The following is a 23,293-nucleotide window of genomic DNA, read 5'->3' on the forward strand; positions in this document are numbered from 1 at the left end:
TCAGGTGAAGTGAAATTCACCGGCCAAGTATTGCCTACTGCCAAAAAAGTGACTTACCGTATTGATTTGAAACGAGTAATTTCACGCAAGCTGGTATTGGCCATTGCAGATGGCACAGTATCGGTAGATGGGCGCGATATCTACTTCGCCAAAGATTTACGAGTTGGTCTGTTTACTTCAACTGACAACTTTTAGGACAAGACAATGAGACGTGTAGTTGTTACAGGTATGGGGATCACCTCTTGTCTGGGGTTGGATCTCGCCACCGTTACCGAATCACTTCGCACCGGTCGTTCTGGTATCCGCTTTAAGCAGCAATATGCTGATATGGGATTTCGAAGCCATGTAGCGGGTTTTTTTGATATTGATTTTAAAGAATTTATTGATCGTAAAGTGTTGCGGTTTATGGGAGATGCGGCCGCATATGCCTATATCGCAATGAAACATGCGATTCAGGATGCAGGCTTAAGCGAAAGCGATGTTTCCAACCCTAAAACAGGGTTGGTGATGGGGTCAGGTGGTGCATCCTCTTCCAATCAGGTTGAAGCAGCGGATATTCTCCGCGAAAAAGGACTGAAACGGGTTGGTCCTTATCGTGTCACTCAGGTTATGGGAAGTACCACTTCCGCCTGTCTGGCAACTCCTTTCAAAATCAAAGGCATTAACTATTCGATGTCTTCCGCCTGTGCCACCAGTGCCCATTGCATAGGTAATGCTATGGAGCAAATTCAGCTTGGCAAACAGGATGTTGTGTTTGCTGGTGGTGCGGAAGAAGAACACTGGACCATGAGCTCATTGTTCGATGCGATGGGTGCTTTATCGACCAAATATAACGATACGCCTGAAAAGGCTTCCCGTGCATACGATACCGACCGTGATGGTTTTGTTATTGCTGGCGGTGGAGGCGTTTTGGTTCTGGAAGAATATGAACATGCCAAAGCGCGTGGTGCCAAAATTTACGCTGAATTGACAGGATATGCAGCCACTTCTGATGGTTATGACATGGTGGCTCCTTCTGGTGAAGGCGCACAACGTTGTATGGAAATGGCAATGTCGACCATGCGTAATAGCAAAGTTGACTATATCAATGCGCATGGTACGAGTACGCCGGTCGGTGATTTGGCGGAATTAGGTGCGATTAAAAAAGTGTTTGCCGAAACACAGATACCACTGGTTGGTTCAACTAAATCTCTTTCTGGTCATTCTTTAGGCGCTGCTGGCGTCCAGGAAGCTATCTATAGTCTGCTGATGCTGGAAAACAATTTTGTGGCTGCTTCTGCCAATATTGATAATCTTGATGAACAGGCTCAGGGCATGCCAATTGTTCTGGATCGTAAAGATAATGCCGATCTTAAGGCTGTGATGTCGAATAGTTTCGGCTTTGGCGGAACCAACGCCTGTCTGGTGTTCGAGAAAATCTAATCTGAATACGAAAATACCCTTAGCAAAATGCTAAGGGTGTTTTTTTAGTTTAAGTCCGCATCAGTAACAGGGCCACGCTTACCCGCTAATGCTTGTTGCATCAAACTCACTAATTGCTGTTTTTTCACTTCATCATCCAAATGTTTTGAACTGAAGGTGATGCCAAATCGATCAGCATATTGTTTGACCAGTATCATCAAAATTGCTTCGTCCACGTTCACTCTCTCCAAATTTTTCAATCACACATTATAACGTGTTAACGTGAGCCACTATGAGATTACACTATCAATCTGTAGGGAAAGGTGAGCCATTAGTCATCCTGCATGGTTTATTCGGTTCATCTGATAACTGGCGTAGTATCGCCTCAGCTTTATCAGCAAAGCGACAGGTTATCAGTGTTGACCTGCGTAATCATGGGCAATCCTTTCATCATCCACAGCAAAATTTTGAATTAATGGCAGAAGATCTGCTGAATTTACTGGATGAATTAGAGTTACCAACAATCGATCTTATGGGACATTCGTTAGGAGGTAAAACAGCGATGCAATTTGTCCAAACGTTTGCTGACCGTGTCCGAAGACTTATTGTTGTTGATATTGCTCCTCGCCAGTATCCCGATGAGCATAGTATTATTTTCAAGGCTTTAATGGCATTAGATCTGTCAAAATTTACATCGCGAACAGAAGCGAGTGAAGCCCTGGTGGATACACTGCCTGATCCTATGGTGCGTCAGTTTTTATTGCTTAACATGCAAAAAGGTGATCAAGGATTTAGCTGGCGTATTAATTTGCAGGCTTTATTTTGCAGTTATCCGGGGTTGCTCCAAAGTGTAGCACCAGATGATCCTGTGGAAAAACCGACACTGTTTATCAGTGGGGGAAACTCTGATTATGTAACTGACAAAGATTGGCAGCATATTAAGATACTTTATCCTCAGGCAGAACATGTGGTGATCGATGGTGCAGGACACTGGGTGCATGCCGAAAAACCCGATATTTTTATTCAGCAGGTAAACAGGTTTCTTGTAGATGATTAATGCCGATTTATTAAAACAGTTAATTGAATTCCGTCGTGAACGAGACTGGGAACAGTTTCATAATCCTAAAGACATAGCGATTTCATTATCCATCGAAGCGGCTGAGCTGCTGGAATGGTTTCAGTGGCGTAACAAGACCGAAATTAAGCAAATGCTGGAGACTGATAAACGTGAAGCTCTGGAAGATGAAATAGCCGATGTTGCTGTATATCTGAGCTATCTTTGTCACGATCTTAATATCGATATTGAACAGGCCATACAACGTAAAATGCAAAAAAATGCGGCTAAATATCCCGTTGATAAAGTCAAAGGCCGGGCTGACAAATATAATGAATATTCATAAATCAGCTACAAAGTGCTAGCATCTGCGCTTTGATTTTCTGCCCGTAGAGGTCGTTTCTTCATGAAAGCCATCGTGTTGCTGATTCAATGTGCCGACCAAAAAGGTTTGCTGGCCGGTATAACCGGTTTTTTTGCTGAGCGTGGCTACAATATTCTGCATTGTCAGCAATATACCGATACAGAGCACGGTCGTTATTTCATGCGCCTCAAGGTGGAAGATGAAGCTCAGTTACCCCATGAGATACTTCATCAACAATTCAGCTTGTTAGCAGCAACCATGGAACTGAACTGGTCAGTACATTTCACCGATGTACCATACCGCGTAGCCTTACTGGTGACCCGGGCATCACATTGTCCTTATGACTTGCTGTTGCGTGAGCTCGAAGGCGAATTGAAATGCGACATTCCTGTCATTATCGGGAATCATCCCGATTTGGAGAATATGGCGCGTCAGTTCAAAAAACCCTTTTATCACCTGCCCATCACCAAGGAAACCAAACAGCAACAGGAAGCAAAGATTAAATCATTACTCTCCGAGTATCAGATTGATCTGGTGGTGATGGCGCGCTATATGCAAATTTTGTCAGAGCAGTTTGTTAAAGAGTTTGCCGGTAAGGTTATCAATATTCACCATGGATTTTTGCCCGCATTCCAGGGCGCCAAGCCCTATCATCAAGCATACGAACGGGGAGTGAAGCTAATCGGTGCTACCGCACATTACGCCACCGCGGAACTGGATGAAGGCCCGATCATCGAACAGGATGTTGAACGGGTTCGTCATGATAATAGCCCGGCAGATCTAGTGATGATTGGTAAGGATATTGAGCGGCTGGTTTTGGCACGTGCTGTGAAAGCCCATATAGAACATCGCATTATTGTAAGCGGTCGTCGCACTATCGTGTTTGCTGAGGGCGCCTGATATGCTAATCCGGACTTGATAGAAAGATTCAGAGAGGGAACATGACAAAAGCATCCACTTCTATTGGTACCTTTCATCCTCCTCAACGTACCTTAATGGGACCGGGCCCATCGGATGTGAATCCACGTATTTTAGAAGCCATGTCGCGCCCGACTATTGGTCATCTGGATCCGGCTTTTATCGGCATGATGGATGAAATGAAAACCTTACTGCAATATGCCTTTCAGACAGATAATGCCTTAACGATGCCGGTTTCTGCGCCAGGTTCTGCTGGCATGGAAACCTGTTTTGTTAATCTGCTTGAACCGGGGGATACCGCAATAGTCTGTCAAAACGGCGTGTTTGGCGGACGAATGAAAGAAAATGTTGAACGTTGTGGTGCAACCGCAATCATGGTGGAAGACGATTGGGGTAAGCCAGTCGATATTAATAAACTGGAAGTCGCTTTAAAAACGCGTCCAGAAGCCAAATTAGTTGCCTTCGTGCATGCGGAAACGTCTACCGGTGCGCAATCTGATGCCAGAGCAATCGCCCAACTGGCACAACAGCACGACTGCCTGACCATCATGGATACCGTGACTTCATTGGGAGGCACGCCGATTTTAATGGATGAATGGGGTATTGATGCTATTTATTCCGGTAGCCAGAAGTGTCTTTCCTGTACACCCGGATTATCACCGGTCAGTTTCAGTGAAAAAGCAGCCAAAGTTGTACGTAATCGTAAAACCAAAGTGCAATCATGGTTTCTGGATTTGAATCTGGTTATGGGTTATTGGGGCGAAGGTGCCAAACGCGCTTACCACCATACTGCTCCGATTAATGCGCTGTATGCTTTGCATGAAGCATTAGTCTTGTTAAGGGAAGAAGGCCTGGAAAATGCCTGGGATCGGCACCGTCTGCATCATAACGCCTTGAAAGCCGGGATTGAAGCAATGGGACTTCAATTTGTTGTGGATGAGGCTCACCGTTTGCCACAGCTTAATTCAGTCGCTATTCCGCAAGGTGTGGATGATGCTGCCTTTCGCAGCCGACTGTTAAAAGATTACAGTCTGGAAATCGGTGCGGGTTTAGGGGTAATGGCCGGTAAAATCTGGCGTATTGGTTTAATGGGCTATGCCGCAAACCAGAAAAATGTGCTGTTATGCCTGGGTGCTCTGGATGCGGTGTTGACGGATATGGACGCAAATATTAATTCAGGCGTTGCAGTATCCGCGGCTAACAAGATTTATCACAACTAAGTTTATTAATTTGTATCAACCACAGAGACACAGAGGACACGGAGATTTTTTAAACGATGTAACTGTAAACAAACCCGAGTAATTTTTAGGGCTTTCTAAATTCTAAAAATAATCCGCAGATTACGCAGATTTTCGCAGATGTTTTATCAAGTGTATTAACTCGGGTGTGTCGGGTTAAGCTGCGCTAACCCAACCTACATTGTTTTATACTTTAGCTTCTTTAAAGCTATTCACAAAAAAATTTAATCTGCGTAATTTGCGGATATATCAATTAAAAAAATCTTTGTGCCCTCTGTGTATCTGCGGTTCAAATATTATTAAAGGCAAAAAATGAATTCATCCCCAATCATTATGATTACCGGCGCCACCGCAGGATTTGGTGAAGCATGTGCCAGATTGTTTGCCAAAGCAGGGTGGCGACTGATTATTACCGGGCGGCGTCTGGAACGTCTGCAAAGCTTGCAAGCGGAGTTAGGTGGTGCTTCACAAGTATGTATCAGTTGTTTTGATATCAGTGACCGGCAGGCGACCGAACAAGCGTTTGCAGAGCTACCAGAGGAATTTCAGCAGATTGATGTATTGGTCAATAATGCAGGCCTTGCGTTAGGACTAGAACCCGCTTACGCAACTGATCCCGAAGATTGGGAACGTATGGTCGATACCAATATCAAAGGCCTGATGCGCTGCAGCAGACTGGTTTTACCGGGCATGCAATCAAGAGACAGGGGGTATATCATCAATATCGGATCGGTCGCCGGAAACTGGCCTTATCCGGGCGGTAATGTGTATTGCGCCAGCAAGGCTTTTGTCAGACAGTTTTCGTTGGCCCTTCGTGCAGATTTATTGGGTACACAAATCCGGGTAACTAATATAGAACCTGGCAATGCCGAAACCGAATTTTCCATGGTACGTTTTAAAGCCGATGAGCAACGAGCTGAAAAAGTCTATGAAAATACGGTTGCACTAACTGCTCAGGATATTGCCGATACCATCTGGTGGTTGGTCAATACGCCAGCGCATATGAATGTCACCACGATGGAAATTATGCCGACCCAACAAGCCACAGGGCCTTTAGCGATTTATCGCGTTTAGTTAGCCCAGTAAACCGTTATTAGGATTTGCTATTGGACGTTGGGCTTTTAATGTTTTCAGTCCTTTGACGCTGCGGGTGATATTCCAGATTATCCATACCACCATCACCGCTAGCCCGTATAAATTGCCCAGATATAAAAGTCCCCAGGAAACCATTAGCAATATGAGGCTGATATAAAAACCATTTATTTGAAATAGATAATGCGATTGTAGCCAATCTGGGGCTTTGCCTTTTTTTTCATAGGCAACAAGAGCGCCCATCACCAGCATGGGGTAGATAAGCGAACCCACCAGATTAAAGATATAGATCAGTTTAATGCTGCTGATGTCATCGCCAGTTTCAATTAAAGCCATGTAGATTTATCCGTAAAAATACCCCAATCTAGCAGAATATTGACCCTTGCTCCACAAAAAAGGCCCGACAAAGCGGGCCTTTTCAGTTTGAGCATAATGTTAACGGTTAACCGCCAAAGTCGAAACGAATACCGGTGTATATGGTTCGTCCCAGAATCGGCGATTCATCTTTAAAGAAGCTGGTATGCCGACGACCGTCTTCATTCAGCAAATTACGTCCCTGAATAAAGATTTCAGCACCTTTTAAACTTGCTGGGGACCAGTTGGCATCAAACGAAACCAGATTATAACCGTCCGTATTGCTTTCAGTCACAGCGGTTTTGGTTTGTTTAAAGACCCGACGGTAGTCGAGACTGAAATCCCAGTCAGCATAAGATGTATCAAATCCAATCCCTAAGCGTGTTGGACTCATGCGAGGAATATTTTCACCATTGCTGAGTTTACCGCGTACATGATCGGCAGACAGACGCATGCTCAGTGGAATAGGACCATCAATCAAGTCAGTTATGGCACCAAATTCAGCACCATACAACTTGGCATTTTGTTGTTCATTAACTACTAGTGTATCGCCCTCAATTTCAATGGCTTGGCCAGTACCATCATTTTGTGCTGCTAAATAAATAAAGTCATCGACGTAGTTATAGAAAGTAGTCAGCTCATAGCGGAATGCCCCTACATGACGATCAAAACCGACTTCAAAATTGGTATAAGTTTCTTTGCCTAAGTTCGGATCCCCAATTTCAACAGTCCCTGCTGCTGCATGGCTACCAAAGGCATATAACTGCTCTGCCGACGGAGCCCGTTGCGAACGGGTAACTGACATTCTGAAATGATGGGCTGGATCGACCTCAACCAGAGTTCCTGCCGATAAACTGAACGGAGTGAAACTGTTGCTTCCCAGAATGGCAGATTGTTGTAACTCTTCACCACTTGGCAAATCAATATCTCTGGCCTCATCCAGATTGTCTGTACTGGAGCGCACATGATCGACCCGTGCAGCGACTTCAAAGCGACCAAAATGCGTGGGTAATTCTTCCAGCACAAATAACCCGACAGTGCGTGTGTCATTACCTCGGATATAAAAACCACCACCGTGTTCATCACCATCTCCATGGCCGTGACCTTCTCCATCAGCTTCAAAGTCCCGATCATTAATTTGCAGACCGACAACACCTTCCCAATCGCCAATAGGGTTATGCACCATTTCCAGCCGCATTTCAGTTTCGTTATTGTTGAAACGCGTTTCAACTTCACTTTCAACAAATGCACCATTATCAAATTCAGAACCAATTTCCTGTTGCCGGTAGCTGGTGTAGGCCATTTTCAGCCTAGCAGCGCTGAAACCCGGTAATGGATCATTAATTTCACTGCGAAAATCAAAACGGTCGTTTTTCGCGCGAATACGTTCCTGCTCTTCTTCTCCTTGACCTAAAAAGACTTCGGGAATGCCGTATTGGGTTTCCCAAGTGCTGTAACCCAAACCGGCAAAGCCCCAATCGCCTTTATATAAACCCGTGATAGAGAAAACATCATTTTCGACTTCACTGTTTTGTAATTTATCTTTACGGCCGACCTGCTGGTCTTTTTGCTGATAACCATCAATATCAAAATCACTGCTGCGACGTACCCCATAATCCGTCCGCAATACAAAACTGTCCCCCAGTGGCAGTTCAAGTCCCAAACGTCCCTGGCGATCATGACCATTGATGCCGTATGACATCTGGCCATCTACTCTTGGAGCATCGCCAAATTCAGGATTAAATCGATTACTGCGAACATTGATAACGCCTCCAGCAGCACCGCTGCCATAAAGTAATGTCGCCGGACCTCGGAAAACCTCAATTTGATCAGCACGGCCAACATCCATGCCGATAGCATGATCTGCACCTTCACCGGAGATATCGGAAGTACTCAAGCCATCTTCCAGCACTTTCACACGGGATCCCTGTAAACCTCGAACCACAGGACGTCCTACGCCCTGCCCAAAGTCGGCATTATGCACACCAGGTAGGCCATCCAATGTTTCGCCTATTGTACTGGCGCGTTTTTGATTGAGTTCATCACCCGCAATTACCGTCACTGGCTGGATCAATTCATCAGAGGTACGATTGCCTAATGGATCAGAAGTGACCACCAGGCGTGGGATATCAACAGTATCTTCAGCAGCTAACACTGCAGAAGCCATAGGGGAGAGTGCGGCAGCAAGCAGCACTACAATAGGTTTCTTATTCATCACGAATAATCCTCATAGCAGAAATCAGTAGCCATTTTCTGAATAGAAAAATGGCATTCAGTCAAATTTGAACGCTATGAGAAAACGGGAGGAGCGCGAATCGCGAATGAAAGATAAAAATCTTCGAAACGAGCTGGGAGGGTTACAGAAGATTGAAACTGAAAATATTGTTGCCAGACAGCAATTTTCAGCTGATTGTGGTTATCGGTTGATGGAGTGTGACTGACAACATTTAGCTGATCACATAAGGCTATATGATCATGAAAAGCATGTTCGGCATCGTGCCAAACGGCTATGGATTGCATCAGCAATAATGCTGCTGCAAAGAACCATAACAGATGTTTGGTATGCCGAATTTGCATCGAGATTAGTTCACCAGCAGTTCAGTGAGCAACTGCTGATAAATAGCCGACAATGTATTCAGATCGGCAACTGAAACATGTTCATCTATCTGATGAATGGTCGCGTTTAACGGGCCAAGTTCAATTACCTGTGCTCCAGTAGGCGCGATAAAACGACCATCGGATGTGCCACCCGAAGTAGATAGTGTTGTTTCATAACCGGTGACTGTTTTAACCGCCACCTGAACGGCTTCAAGTAATTTACCACCTGCTGTACGAAAGGGTTTACCCGATAACACCCAATCCAATTGATATGCCACACCATGTTTATCGAGAATCGCCTCGACCTGTTGTTGCAATTCATCGTGAGTCACTTCAGTGGAATAACGGAAGTTAAAAATCATTTCTGCTGTGCTTGGGATGATATTGGTCGCACCAGTGCCACTGTTCAGATTGGATACCTGAAAGCTGGTAGGCGGAAAATCAGCATTACCCTGATCCCATTGCACCGCACAGAGTTCAGCCAATGCCGGGGCCAGATTATGTACCGGGTTATCTGCCAGGTGAGGATAAGCAATATGGCCCTGTTTGCCTTGAACTGTCAGATAACCATTTAACGAACCACGGCGACCATTTTTAACCACATCGGCTACTTTGTCGGTACTGGTCGGTTCGCCGACTACACACCAGTCGATATGATCCTGACGTGCCTGCAATGTTTCAATTACTTTAACGGTACCATCAATGGCCGGACCTTCTTCATCGCTGGTCAGCAAAAAAGCAATGCTGCCAGCATGCTGAGGGTGTTCAGCAACAAAACGTTCGCAAGCCGTCACCATAGCGGCAATACTGCCTTTCATATCTGCTGCACCGCGGCCATACAAAATGCCATCTTCAATTTTGGCGGCAAACGGCTCGTGGCTCCATTTATCTACCGGTCCGGTAGGCACAACATCGGTATGTCCGGCAAATACAAATAACGGGCCATTATGTCCACGCCGACACCACAGATTGTCAACTTCCCCAAACCGCAGGTATTCAGCATTAAAGCCACTATTAGCCAACCGTTCTGCCAGCATGATCTGACAGCCTTTGTCGACAGGTGTCACGCTGTCACGTTGAATTAAATCAATGGTGAGCTGAACAGTGTCAGAAAGATTATTTTGCATAGCGGGCCTGAAAATCAGATTCATTAAATCCTATTGATACACCGGAAGCATCTTCGATAACCGGGCGTTTAATAAGTGTGGGATGCGAGAGCATTAACTCGACAGCAGATTGTTGATCAAGCTGATCTTTACGCGGGTCTTCAAGCTTGCGCCAGGTGGTGCCACGTTTGTTGATAAGCTGTTCCCAGCTGACGTAATTCAACCACTGTTGGAGGATGGATTGATCCAAACCATCGGTACGAAAATCATGGAAATGGTATGTAATCTGATGATCATCCAGCCAACGTCTGGCTTTTTTGACCGTGTCACAATTTTTAATGCCAAACAATTTCATCGTTGCCGTTGCACCTGAAAAAGCCCACAGGGTAGGCGAATTGATGGTAAATGATACAGTATATCAATTCATTTTGCATCATTGGCTTCACTGCATGGAGCAGTAGAAAAGGCGGTAACTGCTATAAGCGGTTACCGCCAATTACAAACTATTTAGATATCACGCAATAATTCGTTAATACCGACTTTACCACGGGTTTTTTCATCAACCTGTTTCACAATAACAGCGCAGTACAAGCTGTATGTGCCATCTTTAGAAGGCAGGTTACCTGAAACAACTACAGAACCAGCCGGAATACGACCATAGCTGATTTCACCGGTCATGCGGTTGAAAATCTTGGTGCTTTGGCCAATGTAAACACCCATTGAAATCACTGAACCTTCTTCAACGATAACGCCTTCAACCACTTCAGAACGGGCACCGATAAAACAGTTATCTTCGATGATTGTCGGACCGGCTTGTAAAGGTTCAAGTACGCCACCGATACCCACACCGCCCGATAAATGAACGTTTTTACCAATTTGTGCACAGCTACCCACAGTCGCCCAGGTATCAACCATAGTGCCGGAATCCACGTAGGCACCGATATTGACGTAAGAAGGCATCAAAACAACGCCTGGTGCGATATATGAACCACGACGCGCTGCTGCAGGGGGAACAACACGCACACCGGCAGTATTGAAATCCGCTTCGCTAAAGTTGGCAAATTTTGGTTCAACTTTATCGAAATACTGTGTTTCACCGCCAGACATCGGGCGGTTATCATTCAGGCGGAACGACAATAAAACGGCTTTTTTCAACCATTGATTGACGACCCAATCACCATTTTGTTTTTCTGCGACGCGGGCTTTACCACTGTCGAGCATTCCCAGAACTTCATTGACCGCATTACGTACTTGCGCGTCAGCATTGGCTGGGGTGATTTCTGCACGGCGTTCAAATGCCGTTTCGATAATCTGCTGGATATCACTCATCGGTTTCTCCAAATTATTAAGATAAGGTTTCAATATAGTCACGGATCCGCATGGCCGCTTCGACGCACTCATCTTGAGGTGCAACCAATGCCATGCGGATCCGGTTAACGCCAGGATTACCCTGTTTGGTATCTCTGGCTAAAAAACGTCCCGGCAATACGGTGACGTTATATTGATCAAATAAGCCGCGAGCAAAATCGGTATCGGCAATCGGTGTTTCTGCCCATAAATAAAAACTTGCCTCGGGCTGGATGACGTTCATCACGGGTGACAGAATGTCGAGTACGGCTGCGAATTTTTCTCTATACAGGTGCCGGTTGTGTGCTACATGCGCTTCATCTGTCCAGGCTGCAATAGAGGCAGATTGGGTCGATGGTGGCATCGCGCAGCCATGATAGGTACGGTAACGCAGAAAAGATTTCATAACGTTGGCATCGCCTGCCACAAAGCCACTACGTAATCCCGGCGCATTAGATCGCTTGGATAAGCTGTGAAAGACCACACAACGGCTTAAATCGTTATATCCAGCTGCCACCGCTGCTTGTAACAAACCTACGGGTGGTAAGGCTTCATCAAAGTAGATTTCGGAATAACATTCGTCAGCCGCAATAATAAAATCATATTCATGGGCCAGTTGAATCAGTTTGGTCAGCGTTTCAGCATCTACAATCGCACCGGTAGGGTTACCCGGGCTGCATAAATATAACAACTGACAACGAGACCAGACACTCGCGGGAACCGCATCAAAATCCGGTACAAAGCCGGTTTCTTCAGTGCAGTTAAGCAAATAGGGTTCTGCTCCAGCGAGAAATGCCGCACCTTCATAGATCTGATAAAACGGGTTGGGCATGACAATCAGTGGATCTTTACGACGATCAATAATTGCCTGAGCAAAGGCAAATAACGCTTCTCGGGTGCCATTAACCGGCAGCACCTGCGATAACGGGTCGATATGACCTGCTAACTGAAATCGTTGATCCAGCCAATTCGCAATGGTGTGGCGTAATTCGATACTGCCTGCCGTTGTTGGGTAAACCGATAAGCCATGCAAATGACTGATGACCGCTTCGGTAATGAAACCGGGAGTAGGGTGTTTTGGCTCACCAATGGATAACGAAATATGCGGGAGATCACTCGGCGGCTGGCAACCTTGCTGCAGTTCGACTAATTTCTCAAAAGGATAAGGGTGTAAAAGGGCCAGATCTGGATTCATTAATACATATCGCCGGATAACAAAAATCCGGCCATTATAACGCTTCAACTGACTGTCGTGTTATAAGCATCATTATGAACTCTGTAAATCCTATCGAATCAAAGCTGGCAATCCTTAGTCTGTTATTTGCTGCCACCATGTGGGGCATCATCTGGTATCCCATGCGCCTGTTCGAACAGGCTGGCATGTCGGTAGTCTGGGTGACGTTGATCATGTACCTCACCGCTGGCATCGCCAGTTTGCCGATTTTTATCAAAAACCGTTATCGCTGGAAACATATTCCTGCCGATCTGCTTTGGCTGGCCCTGGCGGCTGGTATGACCAATCTCGCTTTTTTAGTCGCGTTGAATGAAGGTCAGGTAATGCGGGTGATGTTGTTGTTTTATTTATCGCCTTTATGGTCGGTGATATTAGGTCGCTGGTGGCTAGGTGAAAAGCTGTCTCTGGCCGCCATCATTATGTTTGTGCTGGCGATGGGGGGCACGGTCTTAATGTTATGGCGACCCGAAGTGGGATTTCCATGGCCGCATGGTCTGGCGGATTGGCTGGCCTTGTTTGCCAGTCTGTGTTTTGCGGTGAACAATGTGTTAAGTCGAAAGCTGGCGGCAGTGCCTATGGCTTTAAAAACCACCATCATTTTATGGGGAGTGGTTGCAGTATCAATAGTCGTTTTGTTATTACAGCAGGCTTCCTTACCCTCAGTGGATATATCTGTATGGTTAAGTGCTGTTTTGGTGGGGGGCGGAATTATCATTGCCATGACGATGACAGTTCTATATGGCCTGGCCAGAATGCCGGTCTATCTGGCAGCTGTTATCATGTTGTTTGAATTGATTGTTGCTGCAATTTCGTCAGCTTTACTCACTACAGAAATGATGCCCCTTCAGGAGTGGCTGGGCGGGGCATTCATTTTTATTGCTGCATTCGGAATTGCTCAGGTGGAAAAGGCCAATCGCTAATCCTGCGGCTAATTTATCATGCGTAAGTAATATTGATTCTAAGCTAAATATTGAGACTGTTTTCCGCACTATTGTGTTGGAAATGACTTATGTAGAATGGTTACATCACCACAATTTGCCAGGTTGAAACAAATGACTCTGCTCAGTGGTGACTCTAAAAGTGTTGCAGCCCCTTGGTTTTATTTTAATTTGCAGGAATTGTTTATGATTAAGTCTATAGCGCATGCCAGTTTTCTGGTGGCTGATTTAGCTACGTCGCTGAAGTTTTACTGTGATGTCTTGCAAATCCCTCTCAATCCGAATCGCCCTAAATTTGCCTATGATGGTGCATGGCTGGATTTGGATAACAAACAACAATTACATTTGATGGTATTACCCAATCCTGACTCGACAGATGGTCGTCCTGAACATGGAGGGCGGGATCGTCATGTAGCACTGCTGGTTGAAGATCTTGAAGCACTTGCCGAACGTCTGGAACAGGCAGGTGTTGAATTTTCACGCAGCAAGTCTGGTCGGGCTGCTTTTTTCTGTCGTGATCCAGATGGCAATGCACTGGAATTTGCAGAAGATTTTACTCCGACAATCAAGTAACTCAAGCATTTAAAAGAGACAATCAACGGCTTAGCGACTTACTCACATTTTCTGTGGATAAGTCTGTGGTTAACATTGTTGAAAATCGCTAAGTCGTTAATCTGTAACACTGCTGTTCAAAATGGTTAAATTTTAACCATTTTGAAAATGTTATTATAATCATATGGTTATGTAACAATTTTGTATATTCAACAACTTAGCATAACTTGTTGTAACAGAACTGTAACAATTTAGGAAAAAGTGAATAACTTAATGTGTTTGGAAGGATTAAAAATCAAATACTGTGCCATATAAAGTTTATTTATGTTTTCCCCCACAGGTAAATTTAAATCATAAATCTACTTGATTCGGTTCACTGTTCATTATTCAAAATATTTATATTTTGGTGTAATAGTCTGCTAGTCAATTAGTTAAAAGAGATGATCAATGGCTTAGCGACTTACTCACAATTTCTGTGGATAAGTCTGTGGTTAACATTGTTGAAAATCGCTAAGTCATTATTATTTAACAGCACAACACTAAATGGTTAAAATTTAACCATGCTTTAAAACCTATAAAAATCAATACCTTATAATAGTTTTGTGTGCATTCAACGACTTAGCGAAGTAAGCTGTAAGAGCACTGTAACAATGCAGTGAAAGGTGTATAACTTTATGCTAAGGATGCAAAACTTAGACACGAGCTAAAGCTGGGAAGGTTTTTTCATCATAGCTTGAGTCTTCATGACCCGTAGGTTCGAGGCGAAACTGCTCAAGTCCTTTAAAATCAAATAGTTGCTGATCAGCCAATTGGGATGGTGCCACATTCTGGATGCTGCGGAAAATATTTTCGACACGACCAGGATGCTGTTTCTCCCAGGTTTGCAGCATTTCCTTAATCACCTGACGTTGCAGATTTTCCTGTGAGCCACATAAATTACATGGAATGATAGGAAAGGCCTTAGCTTCAGCATAGCGGGTGATATCCGACTCTTTGGCATAACAGAGCGGGCGGATAACAATATTGGTTTTATCATCACTCAGCAGTTTGGGCGGCATGGCTTTGGACTTGCCGCCATAAAACATATTTAAAAACAGCGTTTCAATAATGTCATCACGATGATGGCCTAGCGCAATTTTGGTAATGCCATGTTGACGTGCATAACCATACAAAGATCCCCGACGCAGTCTCGAACAAATACCGCAGGTAGTTTTGCCTTCAGGTACGACTTCCTTAACAATGCTGTAAGTATCTTTTTCGATAATATGGAATGGCACGCCGATTTTACTGAGATACTCAGGTAAAACATGTTCCGGAAATCCGGGTTGTTTTTGATCGAGATTGACCGCAATCAACTCAAAATCTATCGGCGCGTGATCACGTAAATTCAGCAAAATATCGAGCATGGTGTAGCTGTCCTTGCCACCCGACAGGCATACCATGACTTTATCGCCATCCTGAATCATGTCGTAATCGGCAATTGCCTGGCCGACCTGGCGACGCAGACGTTTATGTAATTTGTTGAATTCGTGTTGTTGTTTCAATTGATTTTCAGACATCAGATCAGACCTGCGAAGGGTTGCACGGTGACAGATTGACCGGCGGCCACACCGTCACAATCTTCATCCAGTAATATAAAACAGTTGGCATGGCTCATGGAATGCAGAATGCCGGAGCCCTGTTCGCCGGTCATCGTAACTTCCAATTGATTGGCAGAATTACTGCGTAATAATCCACGTTGAAATTCAAAACGCCCGGGACGCTTACGAATATTCTCCGCTGCAACCGCCTGCAATACTATTGGCGCGTGATACCCCCCCCCCGCCAACTTGTGAAGGGCAGGTTGTACAAACTGATAGAACGTCACCATCACTGAAACCGGATTACCTGGCAGTCCAAAAAAGTGCGTCTCGGCAATTTTGCCATAGGCGAGTGGTCTGCCGGGTTTCATTGCGATTTTCCAGAAATGTACTTCACCAAGTTCATCCAGTAATTGCTTAACATAATCGGCTTCACCCACTGACACACCACCAGAAGTAATCACCACATCAGCTTCCTCAGCGGCTTGCAATAACGCCTGACGTAAAGCCTCGGGACTATCAGTAATTACTCCCATATCTATGATTTCGGCGTCAAGACGTGTCAGCATGGCATGCAAGGTGTAGCGATTGCTGTCATAAATATCGCCGGGATTTAATGTTTCGCCAAGCGATCGTAATTCATCACCGGTAGAAAAAAATGCTACCCGAATTCGACGACGAACCTTTAATTCCGCAAAACCCAATGAGGCCAGTAAGCCTAAATCAGCTGCGGTAATTCGACGCCCTGCAGTAAGCACCAACGCGCCGGTCTGAATATCCTCTCCGGCCAGTCGCACATTTTCGCCGCTATGATGTTCTCCGTGCAGCGTTATCAGATCATTATCAACTTCGGCTTGTTCCTGCATGATGACCGTGTCACAACCCTCGGGCATCATTGCACCCGTCATGATTCTTACACATTCGCCGGCATTAACGGTTTTGTCGAAAGGTTTGCCAGCAAAGGCACTGCCCACCCGTTTTAAGGAGGTGGAGTCATGCTTCAAATCTTCGCCACGTAACGCGTAACCATCCATTGCCGAATTAGCATGCGGAGGAACGGATAGTGGTGAAATCACATCTTCGTGTAATACCTGTCCCAGTGCATCGCGCAATGCGACTTTTCGCCAGCAGCTTATTGCTGTTATCTGTTGCAGAATTTTCTGTCTGGCGTCTTCCACCTTCAGAGTGCTAACCGGTTCAGGAGTGGCGCAGCTTGGTTGGGGCGTAAAGTCAGTCATGTTGATATTGCCGAATATAGTTGTTTATAAAGTTCAGGATGGCGTCCAAATCGTTTAAATTCAATACAGGTATTTGAGTTTCAATTGCCAGTTCGGAGTCAGTGGCAATGGCAATAATATTGGGATCCTCCGGAAACAACAGAGGTTTACCAATGCTGGCGCGGTGTAATTCCAGCTTGGGTATTGCTTCCTGTTTAAAGCCTTCGACCAGAATAAAATCCAAGTTCTCTAAATCCAGACGCGCCAGACAGTCGGATAAAAGTGGTTCTTTTTGTCCATTTTCATTGGTTTGCATCAGTGCCAGCAGTTTTCTGGAGGCCACTAGTACCTGACTGGCACCTGCTTCACGAATTCGGTAACTGTCTTTACCGGGCTGATCGATATCAAAAAGATGATGCGCATGTTTTATAACCGCTAAGCGTATTCCAGCAGCGCGAAGTTTAGGTATCAACTGGGTGAGTAAGGTGGTTTTACCAGTGCCACTAAAAGCGGCAATTCCCAGCAATGGTACTGAACATGACATGGCAGGTGATTGCAGGTCTTCCGGATGGTTGAAATTGGTGAAACTCTCTGGTTGGTCAGAAAAATCCACTTCAATCATTCCCTGCTGCTTAAACCAGCGATCAATCTTTCTTTCCCCAGCAGCAAGATATTTCTGTAAATCCTCTGCCAGTTCACAGTGTAATAATGAAAATACTGGTTGAATACGCTGTCCATCAGATGCGACAGCGATTTTTTTCCCTGAGCGCAGCAAACTTTCCATCATGCGTTGCCGTAACTTCGGACTGGGAGAGGGGCTGTCACAGGGAGCTGTCAGAATATAATCGGTGGTTGCCATTTGCATTCCGGCCAGCATGCCAGCCAATGGTCCTTGAAAGCCGGAAAGCGAATCACTGATAACAGGATAGCCAAATTGTTGATAACGCTCTATATTACGATTAGCGTTGATTAGCAACTGCTCAACCTGAGGTGCAAGATGATGAATGACATGCGTAATCAGCGGCTGATTTACGTAAGGTATAAGGCCCTTGTCATTACCGCCCATACGGCGTGCTTCGCCACCAGCGAGAATGATGCCGGTCACGGTAGGGTAAGTCGATTCAGTCATGCTGTTTGCAGTTAATGGCTTTTTGTTGAGTAGATGCTGTGCATAAATTAATGATTTTAATGCTCATTATACTTGGTATTCCACATAACGCATGGTCGGCTGATTTACATATTGTGGTCACCGCGTTATTCCGTGATCACGCCGTATTGGAAATTAATCAAAAACAACATTTTTTATCAGTCGGCGAACAAACTCCTGAAGGGGTCACCTTAATCAGCGCAGATAGCAATCAGGCTGTATTGGAGGTTGCAGGCAAGCAGGGTGTGTTTGAGCTGAATAATCGAGTTGGAGGTGTGTATTCTGCACCGGCAGAAATGCCAGTCGTTAGTATATGGCCAACCAATGGAATGTACCACACCAGTGGCTCTATCAATGGTTATACAGTGGATTTTGTTGTGGATACAGGTGCTTCAGTTATTGCAATTAACAGTGAAACTGCCAAACGTTTAGGCGTGAATTATCTGGAAGCAGAACAGATCAGTGTCAGAACGGCTTCCAGGGTTGAAATGGCTTATCTTATTGAACTTAAATCAGTGCAACTAGGTGATATTTCACTGGAAAATGTTGCGGCTGTCGTGCTTGATGGGCCAGAACCACAACGGGCTTTGTTGGGAATGAGTTTTCTGAATGCGTTTGATATGGAACGCAAAGGCGAACGGCTGGATTTACGCCAAAAATTCTAATCTTGGAAAGAGCACAAGCTCAAATAAAAAAGCCAGTTGCGGATGCAACTGGCTTGATTAGTGCGGGGCATATTCAGTAAATCAATCAAAACCCTGAGTGATCAAAGCATAGGCTGAATGGTTATGAATCGATTCAAAGTTCTCTGATTCAACTGTATATGCTTTGATACGGCTATCGGCATTTAAACGTGCTGCAACGTCGCGAACCATATCTTCAACAAATTTCGGATTGTCGTAAGCATGTTCGGTGACATATTTTTCATCCGGACGCTTCAGCAAACCATAGATTTGGCATGATGCTTCGTCTTCTACCAAATCAATTAAATCTTCAATCCAGATGAAGCTATCTGTTTTTACGGTCAGCGTGACGTGTGAACGCTGATTATGTGCACCGTAATCCGAAATATTTTTCGAACATGGGCACAAGCTGGTAACCGGAACAATTACTTTGACGGTCATACTGGTTTTCTTGGCAACAATTTCACCAATAAAACTCACTTGATAATCCATCAGGCTGCGGACTTTTGAAATCGGTGCTTCTTTATTTACAAAATAGGGGAAGCTCATTTCAATGTAGCCGGATTCAGCATCCAGACGTTCAGTCATTTCGCCCAACATGGTATGAAATGATTTAACAGTAATTTCACGTTCATGTTGATTAAGGATCTCAACAAAACGTGACATATGTGTGCCTTTAAACTGATGTGGCAGATTCACATACATATTGAAATTGGCAACAGTGTGCTGTTCGCCGGTAGTGCGATCACTGACCACAACAGGATGGCGAATATCTTTAATGCCAACTTTATCAATCGCAATGTGACGTTTATCTTTGATGTTCTGAACGTCTTCGATTTCTGCTGCAGCTATTGGCTTGTTTTGATCAGTCATGATTCGGGTTAATCCTCACTATATTTGACACAGGCACGGTCTGTTTCCCATACCGTGACACCAGAGACTCTGGCTGTGTCGTTGTTTAGCGTATCGCTAAGGCGCTGGTAAAAAAACTGGGCGATATTTTCTGCCGTAGGATTAATCTCATCGAACGGGGGAATATCATTCAGATAACGGTGATCCAGTGTTTTTGCTAACTCACGAGTCGCCGTTTTAATGGTTTTAAAATCCATGCCCATACCATGCTGGTTAAGTGCATTGGCAGTGACTTCAACTTCAAGTTTCCAATTATGGCCATGCATGCGACGACAATCCCCGGGATAGTCCCTAAGGGTATGTGCAGAGGCAAAATCAGCCAGAATTTTTAAGGTATAGGTGGCGCTCATAATGTTGACTATTATACTCGGGAATTAGCCTATCGAACAGGCTATTATTACGCAAAATAACGATTGATGGTATCGATAATGCCACTTGCATCCAGCCCACAGGCACTGAGCATCTGCCCATGATCACCATGCTCAATGAAGTGGTCTGGCAAGCCCATTATCCGTAAATTTGTATCAATACCCTGCTGTTGAAAATATTCATTGACCGCGCTACCGGCTCCGCCCATCAGTGCATTCTCTTCAATGGTGATTATCAACTCATGAGTGGCTGCAATTTCATCCAGTAGCGTGGTATCCAATGGCTTAACAAAACGCATATTCACCACTGTGGCATCAATTGTCTCAGCAGCGTCAAGTGCTGCGTGTAATAAGGTGCCAAAAGCCAGAATGGCGATTTTCTTGCCTGTACGACAGGTTTGGGCTTTACAGATGGGCAAGCTATCCAGTTGTGGTTCAATCGCCGTACCGTTGCCACAACCTCGAGGATAACGCACTGCAGCAGGACCATTATGATGATATCCGGTGGTCAACATTTGCCGACATTCGTTTTCATCACTGGGTGTCATTATCAGCATATTCGGAATACAACGCAGATAACTTAAATCAAAACTTCCGGCATGTGTTGGACCATCTGCGCCAACCAGACCGGCTCTATCAATAGCGAATAACACCGGTAGGTTTTGCAGAGCCACATCATGAATCAATTGATCATAAGCGCGTTGCAGAAAGGTTGAATAAATGGCCACTACCGGTTTTTTGCCTTCACAAGCAATACCTGCCGCTAATGTCACCGCATGTTGCTCTGCAATGCCGACATCAAAATATCTTTCTGGAAACCGTTCAGCAAACGCATTCAGACCGGATCCTTCACACATAGCGGGTGTAATCGCGATCAGATCTTCAGAAGCTGCTCCCATATCACACAGCCATTGACTGAATACTTGGGTAAAGGTTGGACCGGATTTTTTATTACTATTGGCAGGGCTTACACCATGATATTTACAGGGTTGCTGCTCAGCAGGTTCGAAGCCTTTGCCTTTTTTGGTCACAATATGCAGGAACTGAGCACCTTTGCTGTTGCGCAGATTACTTAATGTGGTAATCAAGGTGTCAAGATCATGGCCATCAATCGGGCCAATATAATTGAACCCCATCTCTTCAAATAACGTACCTGGCACCATCATGCCTTTTACGTGCTCTTCGGTACGTCTTGCGAACTCCCATGCAGGCGGAATTTTTTCCAGCATTTTCTTGCTGCTTTCACGGGCAGAACGATAAAAACGACCAGAAAGTAGCCGGGCTAAATAGTTGGCCATGCCACCGACATTTTTGGATATCGACATTTCATTGTCATTGAGTACGACCAGCATGTCAGCATTCAGGTCACCGGCATGAGCCAACGCTTCGTATGCCTGACCTGCAGTCAGTGCACCATCACCGATAATGGCCACAGAGCGACTTGGTGAGCCGCTGGCCCGAGCGGCAATTGCCATGCCTAAAGCAGCGCTGATTGACGTACTGGAATGACCGACACCGAAGCTGTCATAGTCACTTTCGCTGCGCTTGGGAAAACCGGAAAGTCCGCCGGGTTGACGCATAGTATGCAGTTGGTCTCGGCGCCCTGTCAGAATTTTATGCGCATAACTCTGGTGGCCAACATCCCACACCAAATGGTCTTCAGGGGTGTTGAACACATAGTGCAGAGCCAATGTCAGCTCGACAACCCCCAAATTTGACGAAATATGTCCCCCCGTTTGTTGAATCTGATCAATTATTAACTCGCGGATCTCAATCGCTAATTGATCCAATTGTTTACGTTCTAATTGACGTAATTGGGCGGGGGAGTCGATTTGTGCAAGTAAACTTGTCATGATAAATCAGTGTGATTAAAAGGTTCGTTGCACGACAAACGTTGCCAGTGCCCGCAGAGCTAAACATTCATTTCCGAGATTATTCAATGCTGTCAATGCCTCTTTCACCAGCATCTGCGCCTTTTGCTGGGCGGCTTCAAGTCCCATTAAAGCGGGATAGGTAGGTTTGTTCCGAGCAATATCCGCACCTTGTTGTTTTCCCAAGGTAGCAGTATCTGCGATCACATCCAACACATCATCCTGCACCTGGAATGCCAGGCCAATAGCTGCGGCATAATCATTAAGGTGTTGTAAATCCGTCGAACTGTAATTTTTACCACAGTAAGCTCCCAGCAAAACACTGGATTGGATCAAAGCGCCGGTTTTTAATAAATGCATGGCTTCCAGATCTGTTTGGTTAAGTTGTTTACCCACCGAAGCCAGATCGATGGCTTGGCCACCGGCCATTCCCATGACACCGGAAGCATGTGCCAGACATTTAACCATAGCAACTTGCTGATTTGCCGGTAAAGCGTTTTCTGTCAGACATTCAAACGCCAGACTTTGCAATGCATCGCCTACTAATAAGGCAGTTGCTTCATCATAGGCTTTATGGCAAGTGGGTTTACCGCGACGCAAATCATCATCATCCATCATTGGCATATCATCATGAACCAGTGAATAGGCATGAATCATCTCAACTGCGCAGGCGGCTGAATCCAAGGCATCATGATCGGCATTAAATGCCTCGCCTGTTGCATAAACCAGCATGGCACGCAGACGTTTCCCACCGTTCAATGTTGCATAGTGCATGGCTTCAGATAACCGTGAAGCTGCAATGACATTTTGATTGGGTAATCGTTGTTGCAAAGCCAGGCTGATGCGTTGCTGGTGCGAGGACATCCAGTCAGAAAGCGAAAACGTTTTTGTCACGATGCCTCGGAGTCTGGATCAAAATCCACTAAAGCAGACTGGCCTGATTGCTGTAATAACATTTGTACTTTTTGATCGGCAGCTTGTAATGCTTCCTGACAATCACGGGTAAGTAATACGCCGCGTTCGTAAAGTTTTAATGATTCTTCAAGACTGATATCGCCTTTTTCCAAGCGTTCTACCAGTGACTCAAGCTCACTGACTGCCGCTTCATATTCAAGTTTTTTGCGTTTTGCCACCATATCGGCCTCTGTACAAATCTCGCGTTAACGACACATTATAAGTTAATCGAAGCTTACATGCCTGCTGGAATGTTTGCTAATTTCCCGTTAGTCTGTTGTGTTTTCCTTTTACACTGAACTATTCATGCCGAAAATCATCCGCGGCTTATACAATTTGCCAGATCCTGCACAAGGATGCGTGGC

The 23,293-nt window shown here is 45.2% G+C and carries 25 protein-coding genes and 1 pseudogene; 10 read left to right on the forward strand and 16 right to left on the reverse strand.

Annotated features, from left to right (window positions below; all coding sequences use genetic code 11):
* Together B3M51_RS07245 and fabB are read left to right on the forward strand one after the other, a co-directional pair.
* Window positions 1-195 (forward strand): annotated as a pseudogene (locus tag B3M51_RS07245) (3-hydroxyacyl-[acyl-carrier-protein] dehydratase FabA); the annotation flags it as partial.
* Between the two features lie 9 nt (window positions 196-204).
* Entirely contained in the window at window positions 205-1,422 is a 1,218-nt protein-coding gene (gene fabB / locus B3M51_RS07250) for a beta-ketoacyl-ACP synthase I (RefSeq protein ID WP_292757926.1), read from the forward strand.
* A gap of 44 nt (window positions 1,423-1,466) precedes the next feature.
* On the opposite strand, the gene B3M51_RS07255 is transcribed toward fabB, so the two are convergent.
* Entirely contained in the window at window positions 1,467-1,637 is a 171-nt protein-coding gene (locus B3M51_RS07255) for a hypothetical protein (protein WP_292757928.1), read from the reverse strand.
* Between the two features lie 56 nt (window positions 1,638-1,693).
* On the opposite strand from B3M51_RS07255, the gene B3M51_RS07260 reads away from it, so the two are divergent.
* The 5 genes from B3M51_RS07260 to B3M51_RS07280 all read left to right on the forward strand — a co-directional run bounded on the left by B3M51_RS07260 (window position 1,694) and on the right by B3M51_RS07280 (window position 6,049).
* A complete protein-coding gene (locus tag B3M51_RS07260) occupies window positions 1,694-2,458 on the forward strand; it encodes an alpha/beta fold hydrolase (RefSeq protein WP_292757930.1) in 765 nt (254 codons plus the stop codon).
* Window positions 2,451-2,801, forward strand: coding sequence for a nucleotide pyrophosphohydrolase (locus B3M51_RS07265; RefSeq protein WP_292757932.1), 351 nt, complete (start codon window positions 2,451-2,453; stop codon window positions 2,799-2,801). The genes B3M51_RS07260 and B3M51_RS07265 overlap by 8 nt, the downstream gene beginning before the upstream one ends.
* A 60-nt stretch (window positions 2,802-2,861) precedes the next feature.
* Window positions 2,862-3,719 carry a formyltetrahydrofolate deformylase gene (purU, locus tag B3M51_RS07270; RefSeq protein WP_292757934.1) on the forward strand — a complete coding sequence of 286 codons (858 nt, stop codon included), beginning with the start codon at window positions 2,862-2,864 and terminating at the stop codon, window positions 3,717-3,719.
* A 41-nt stretch (window positions 3,720-3,760) separates the two neighbouring features.
* Window positions 3,761-4,957, forward strand: coding sequence for a pyridoxal-phosphate-dependent aminotransferase family protein (locus B3M51_RS07275; RefSeq protein ID WP_292757936.1), 1,197 nt, complete (start codon window positions 3,761-3,763; stop codon window positions 4,955-4,957).
* Between the two features lie 330 nt (window positions 4,958-5,287).
* Window positions 5,288-6,049 carry an SDR family oxidoreductase gene (locus B3M51_RS07280; RefSeq protein ID WP_292757938.1) on the forward strand — a complete coding sequence of 254 codons (762 nt, stop codon included), beginning with the start codon at window positions 5,288-5,290 and terminating at the stop codon, window positions 6,047-6,049.
* Here the strand turns inward: B3M51_RS07280 and B3M51_RS07285 are convergent, their stop codons facing one another.
* From B3M51_RS07285 to dapC, 7 genes are all read right to left on the reverse strand, one after another.
* On the reverse strand, window positions 6,050-6,403 hold the full coding sequence (locus tag B3M51_RS07285; RefSeq protein ID WP_292481287.1) for a hypothetical protein: 354 nt from the start codon (window positions 6,401-6,403) through the stop codon (window positions 6,050-6,052).
* A 106-nt stretch (window positions 6,404-6,509) separates the two neighbouring features.
* Window positions 6,510-8,636, reverse strand: a complete 2,127-nt coding sequence (locus B3M51_RS07290) for a TonB-dependent receptor (RefSeq protein ID WP_292757940.1) — start codon at window positions 8,634-8,636, stop codon at window positions 6,510-6,512.
* Between the two features lie 74 nt (window positions 8,637-8,710).
* Window positions 8,711-8,998, reverse strand: coding sequence for a hypothetical protein (locus B3M51_RS07295; RefSeq protein WP_292481283.1), 288 nt, complete (start codon window positions 8,996-8,998; stop codon window positions 8,711-8,713).
* 5 nt (window positions 8,999-9,003) lie between these two features.
* Window positions 9,004-10,146: a succinyl-diaminopimelate desuccinylase gene (gene dapE / locus B3M51_RS07300; RefSeq protein WP_292481280.1), complete on the reverse strand. Its 1,143-nt coding sequence runs from the start codon at window positions 10,144-10,146 to the stop codon at window positions 9,004-9,006.
* On the reverse strand, window positions 10,136-10,480 hold the full coding sequence (locus B3M51_RS07305) for an ArsC family reductase (protein ID WP_292481278.1): 345 nt from the start codon (window positions 10,478-10,480) through the stop codon (window positions 10,136-10,138). The genes dapE and B3M51_RS07305 overlap by 11 nt, the downstream gene beginning before the upstream one ends.
* A 152-nt stretch (window positions 10,481-10,632) precedes the next feature.
* Window positions 10,633-11,454: a 2,3,4,5-tetrahydropyridine-2,6-dicarboxylate N-succinyltransferase gene (gene dapD, locus B3M51_RS07310; protein ID WP_292481276.1), complete on the reverse strand. Its 822-nt coding sequence runs from the start codon at window positions 11,452-11,454 to the stop codon at window positions 10,633-10,635.
* A 16-nt stretch (window positions 11,455-11,470) separates the two neighbouring features.
* Entirely contained in the window at window positions 11,471-12,667 is a 1,197-nt protein-coding gene (gene dapC / locus B3M51_RS07315; protein WP_292757943.1) for a succinyldiaminopimelate transaminase, read from the reverse strand.
* A gap of 74 nt (window positions 12,668-12,741) precedes the next feature.
* Here dapC and B3M51_RS07320 point away from each other — a divergent pair, with 74 nt between their 5' ends.
* Both B3M51_RS07320 and B3M51_RS07325 read left to right on the forward strand, forming a co-directional pair.
* Window positions 12,742-13,626, forward strand: a complete 885-nt coding sequence (locus B3M51_RS07320) for a DMT family transporter (protein WP_292757945.1) — start codon at window positions 12,742-12,744, stop codon at window positions 13,624-13,626.
* A 204-nt stretch (window positions 13,627-13,830) separates the two neighbouring features.
* A complete protein-coding gene (locus B3M51_RS07325) occupies window positions 13,831-14,217 on the forward strand; it encodes a VOC family protein (protein ID WP_292481271.1) in 387 nt (128 codons plus the stop codon).
* 671 nt (window positions 14,218-14,888) lie between these two features.
* Here B3M51_RS07325 and ttcA read toward each other — a convergent pair.
* Genes ttcA through mobA form a run of 3 tightly spaced genes read right to left on the reverse strand, consistent with a single transcriptional unit; the run spans window position 14,889 to window position 18,122 of the window.
* Window positions 14,889-15,755: a tRNA 2-thiocytidine(32) synthetase TtcA gene (ttcA, locus tag B3M51_RS07330; RefSeq protein ID WP_292757947.1), complete on the reverse strand. Its 867-nt coding sequence runs from the start codon at window positions 15,753-15,755 to the stop codon at window positions 14,889-14,891.
* On the reverse strand, window positions 15,755-17,014 hold the full coding sequence (locus B3M51_RS07335) for a bifunctional molybdopterin-guanine dinucleotide biosynthesis adaptor protein MobB/molybdopterin molybdotransferase MoeA (protein WP_292481266.1): 1,260 nt from the start codon (window positions 17,012-17,014) through the stop codon (window positions 15,755-15,757). The genes ttcA and B3M51_RS07335 overlap by 1 nt, the downstream gene beginning before the upstream one ends.
* Window positions 17,007-18,122, reverse strand: coding sequence for a molybdenum cofactor guanylyltransferase MobA (mobA, locus tag B3M51_RS07340; RefSeq protein ID WP_292757949.1), 1,116 nt, complete (start codon window positions 18,120-18,122; stop codon window positions 17,007-17,009). The genes B3M51_RS07335 and mobA overlap by 8 nt, the downstream gene beginning before the upstream one ends.
* Window positions 18,123-18,181: 59 nt before the next feature.
* On the opposite strand from mobA, the gene B3M51_RS07345 reads away from it, so the two are divergent.
* Window positions 18,182-18,805, forward strand: coding sequence for a retropepsin-like aspartic protease family protein (locus B3M51_RS07345; protein WP_292481262.1), 624 nt, complete (start codon window positions 18,182-18,184; stop codon window positions 18,803-18,805).
* 81 nt (window positions 18,806-18,886) lie between these two features.
* Here B3M51_RS07345 and folE2 read toward each other — a convergent pair whose 3' ends face one another.
* From folE2 to B3M51_RS07370, 5 genes are read right to left on the reverse strand one after another with little or no spacing between them, the layout of a single operon-like run.
* Complete coding sequence (gene folE2, locus B3M51_RS07350; protein ID WP_292358044.1) at window positions 18,887-19,696, reverse strand: GTP cyclohydrolase FolE2; 810 nt, start codon at window positions 19,694-19,696, stop codon at window positions 18,887-18,889.
* 8 nt (window positions 19,697-19,704) lie between these two features.
* Window positions 19,705-20,085 (reverse strand): 6-carboxytetrahydropterin synthase QueD, encoded by a 381-nt coding sequence (gene queD / locus B3M51_RS07355; protein ID WP_292481261.1) that lies wholly within the window; start codon window positions 20,083-20,085, stop codon window positions 19,705-19,707.
* Between the two features lie 47 nt (window positions 20,086-20,132).
* The gene (dxs, locus tag B3M51_RS07360; RefSeq protein ID WP_292757952.1) at window positions 20,133-21,956 is read right to left on the reverse strand and encodes a 1-deoxy-D-xylulose-5-phosphate synthase; all 1,824 of its coding nucleotides are present in this window, start codon (window positions 21,954-21,956) and stop codon (window positions 20,133-20,135) included.
* Between the two features lie 15 nt (window positions 21,957-21,971).
* Complete coding sequence (ispA, locus tag B3M51_RS07365) at window positions 21,972-22,838, reverse strand: (2E,6E)-farnesyl diphosphate synthase (RefSeq protein ID WP_292757956.1); 867 nt, start codon at window positions 22,836-22,838, stop codon at window positions 21,972-21,974.
* Between the two features lie 26 nt (window positions 22,839-22,864).
* Window positions 22,865-23,110: an exodeoxyribonuclease VII small subunit gene (locus B3M51_RS07370; protein WP_292481255.1), complete on the reverse strand. Its 246-nt coding sequence runs from the start codon at window positions 23,108-23,110 to the stop codon at window positions 22,865-22,867.
* Between the last annotated feature and the right edge of the window lie 183 nt (window positions 23,111-23,293).

It is taken from the genome of Methylophaga sp. UBA2689 (assembly GCA_002354555.1).
GTDB lineage: Bacteria > Pseudomonadota > Gammaproteobacteria > Nitrosococcales > Methylophagaceae > Methylophaga.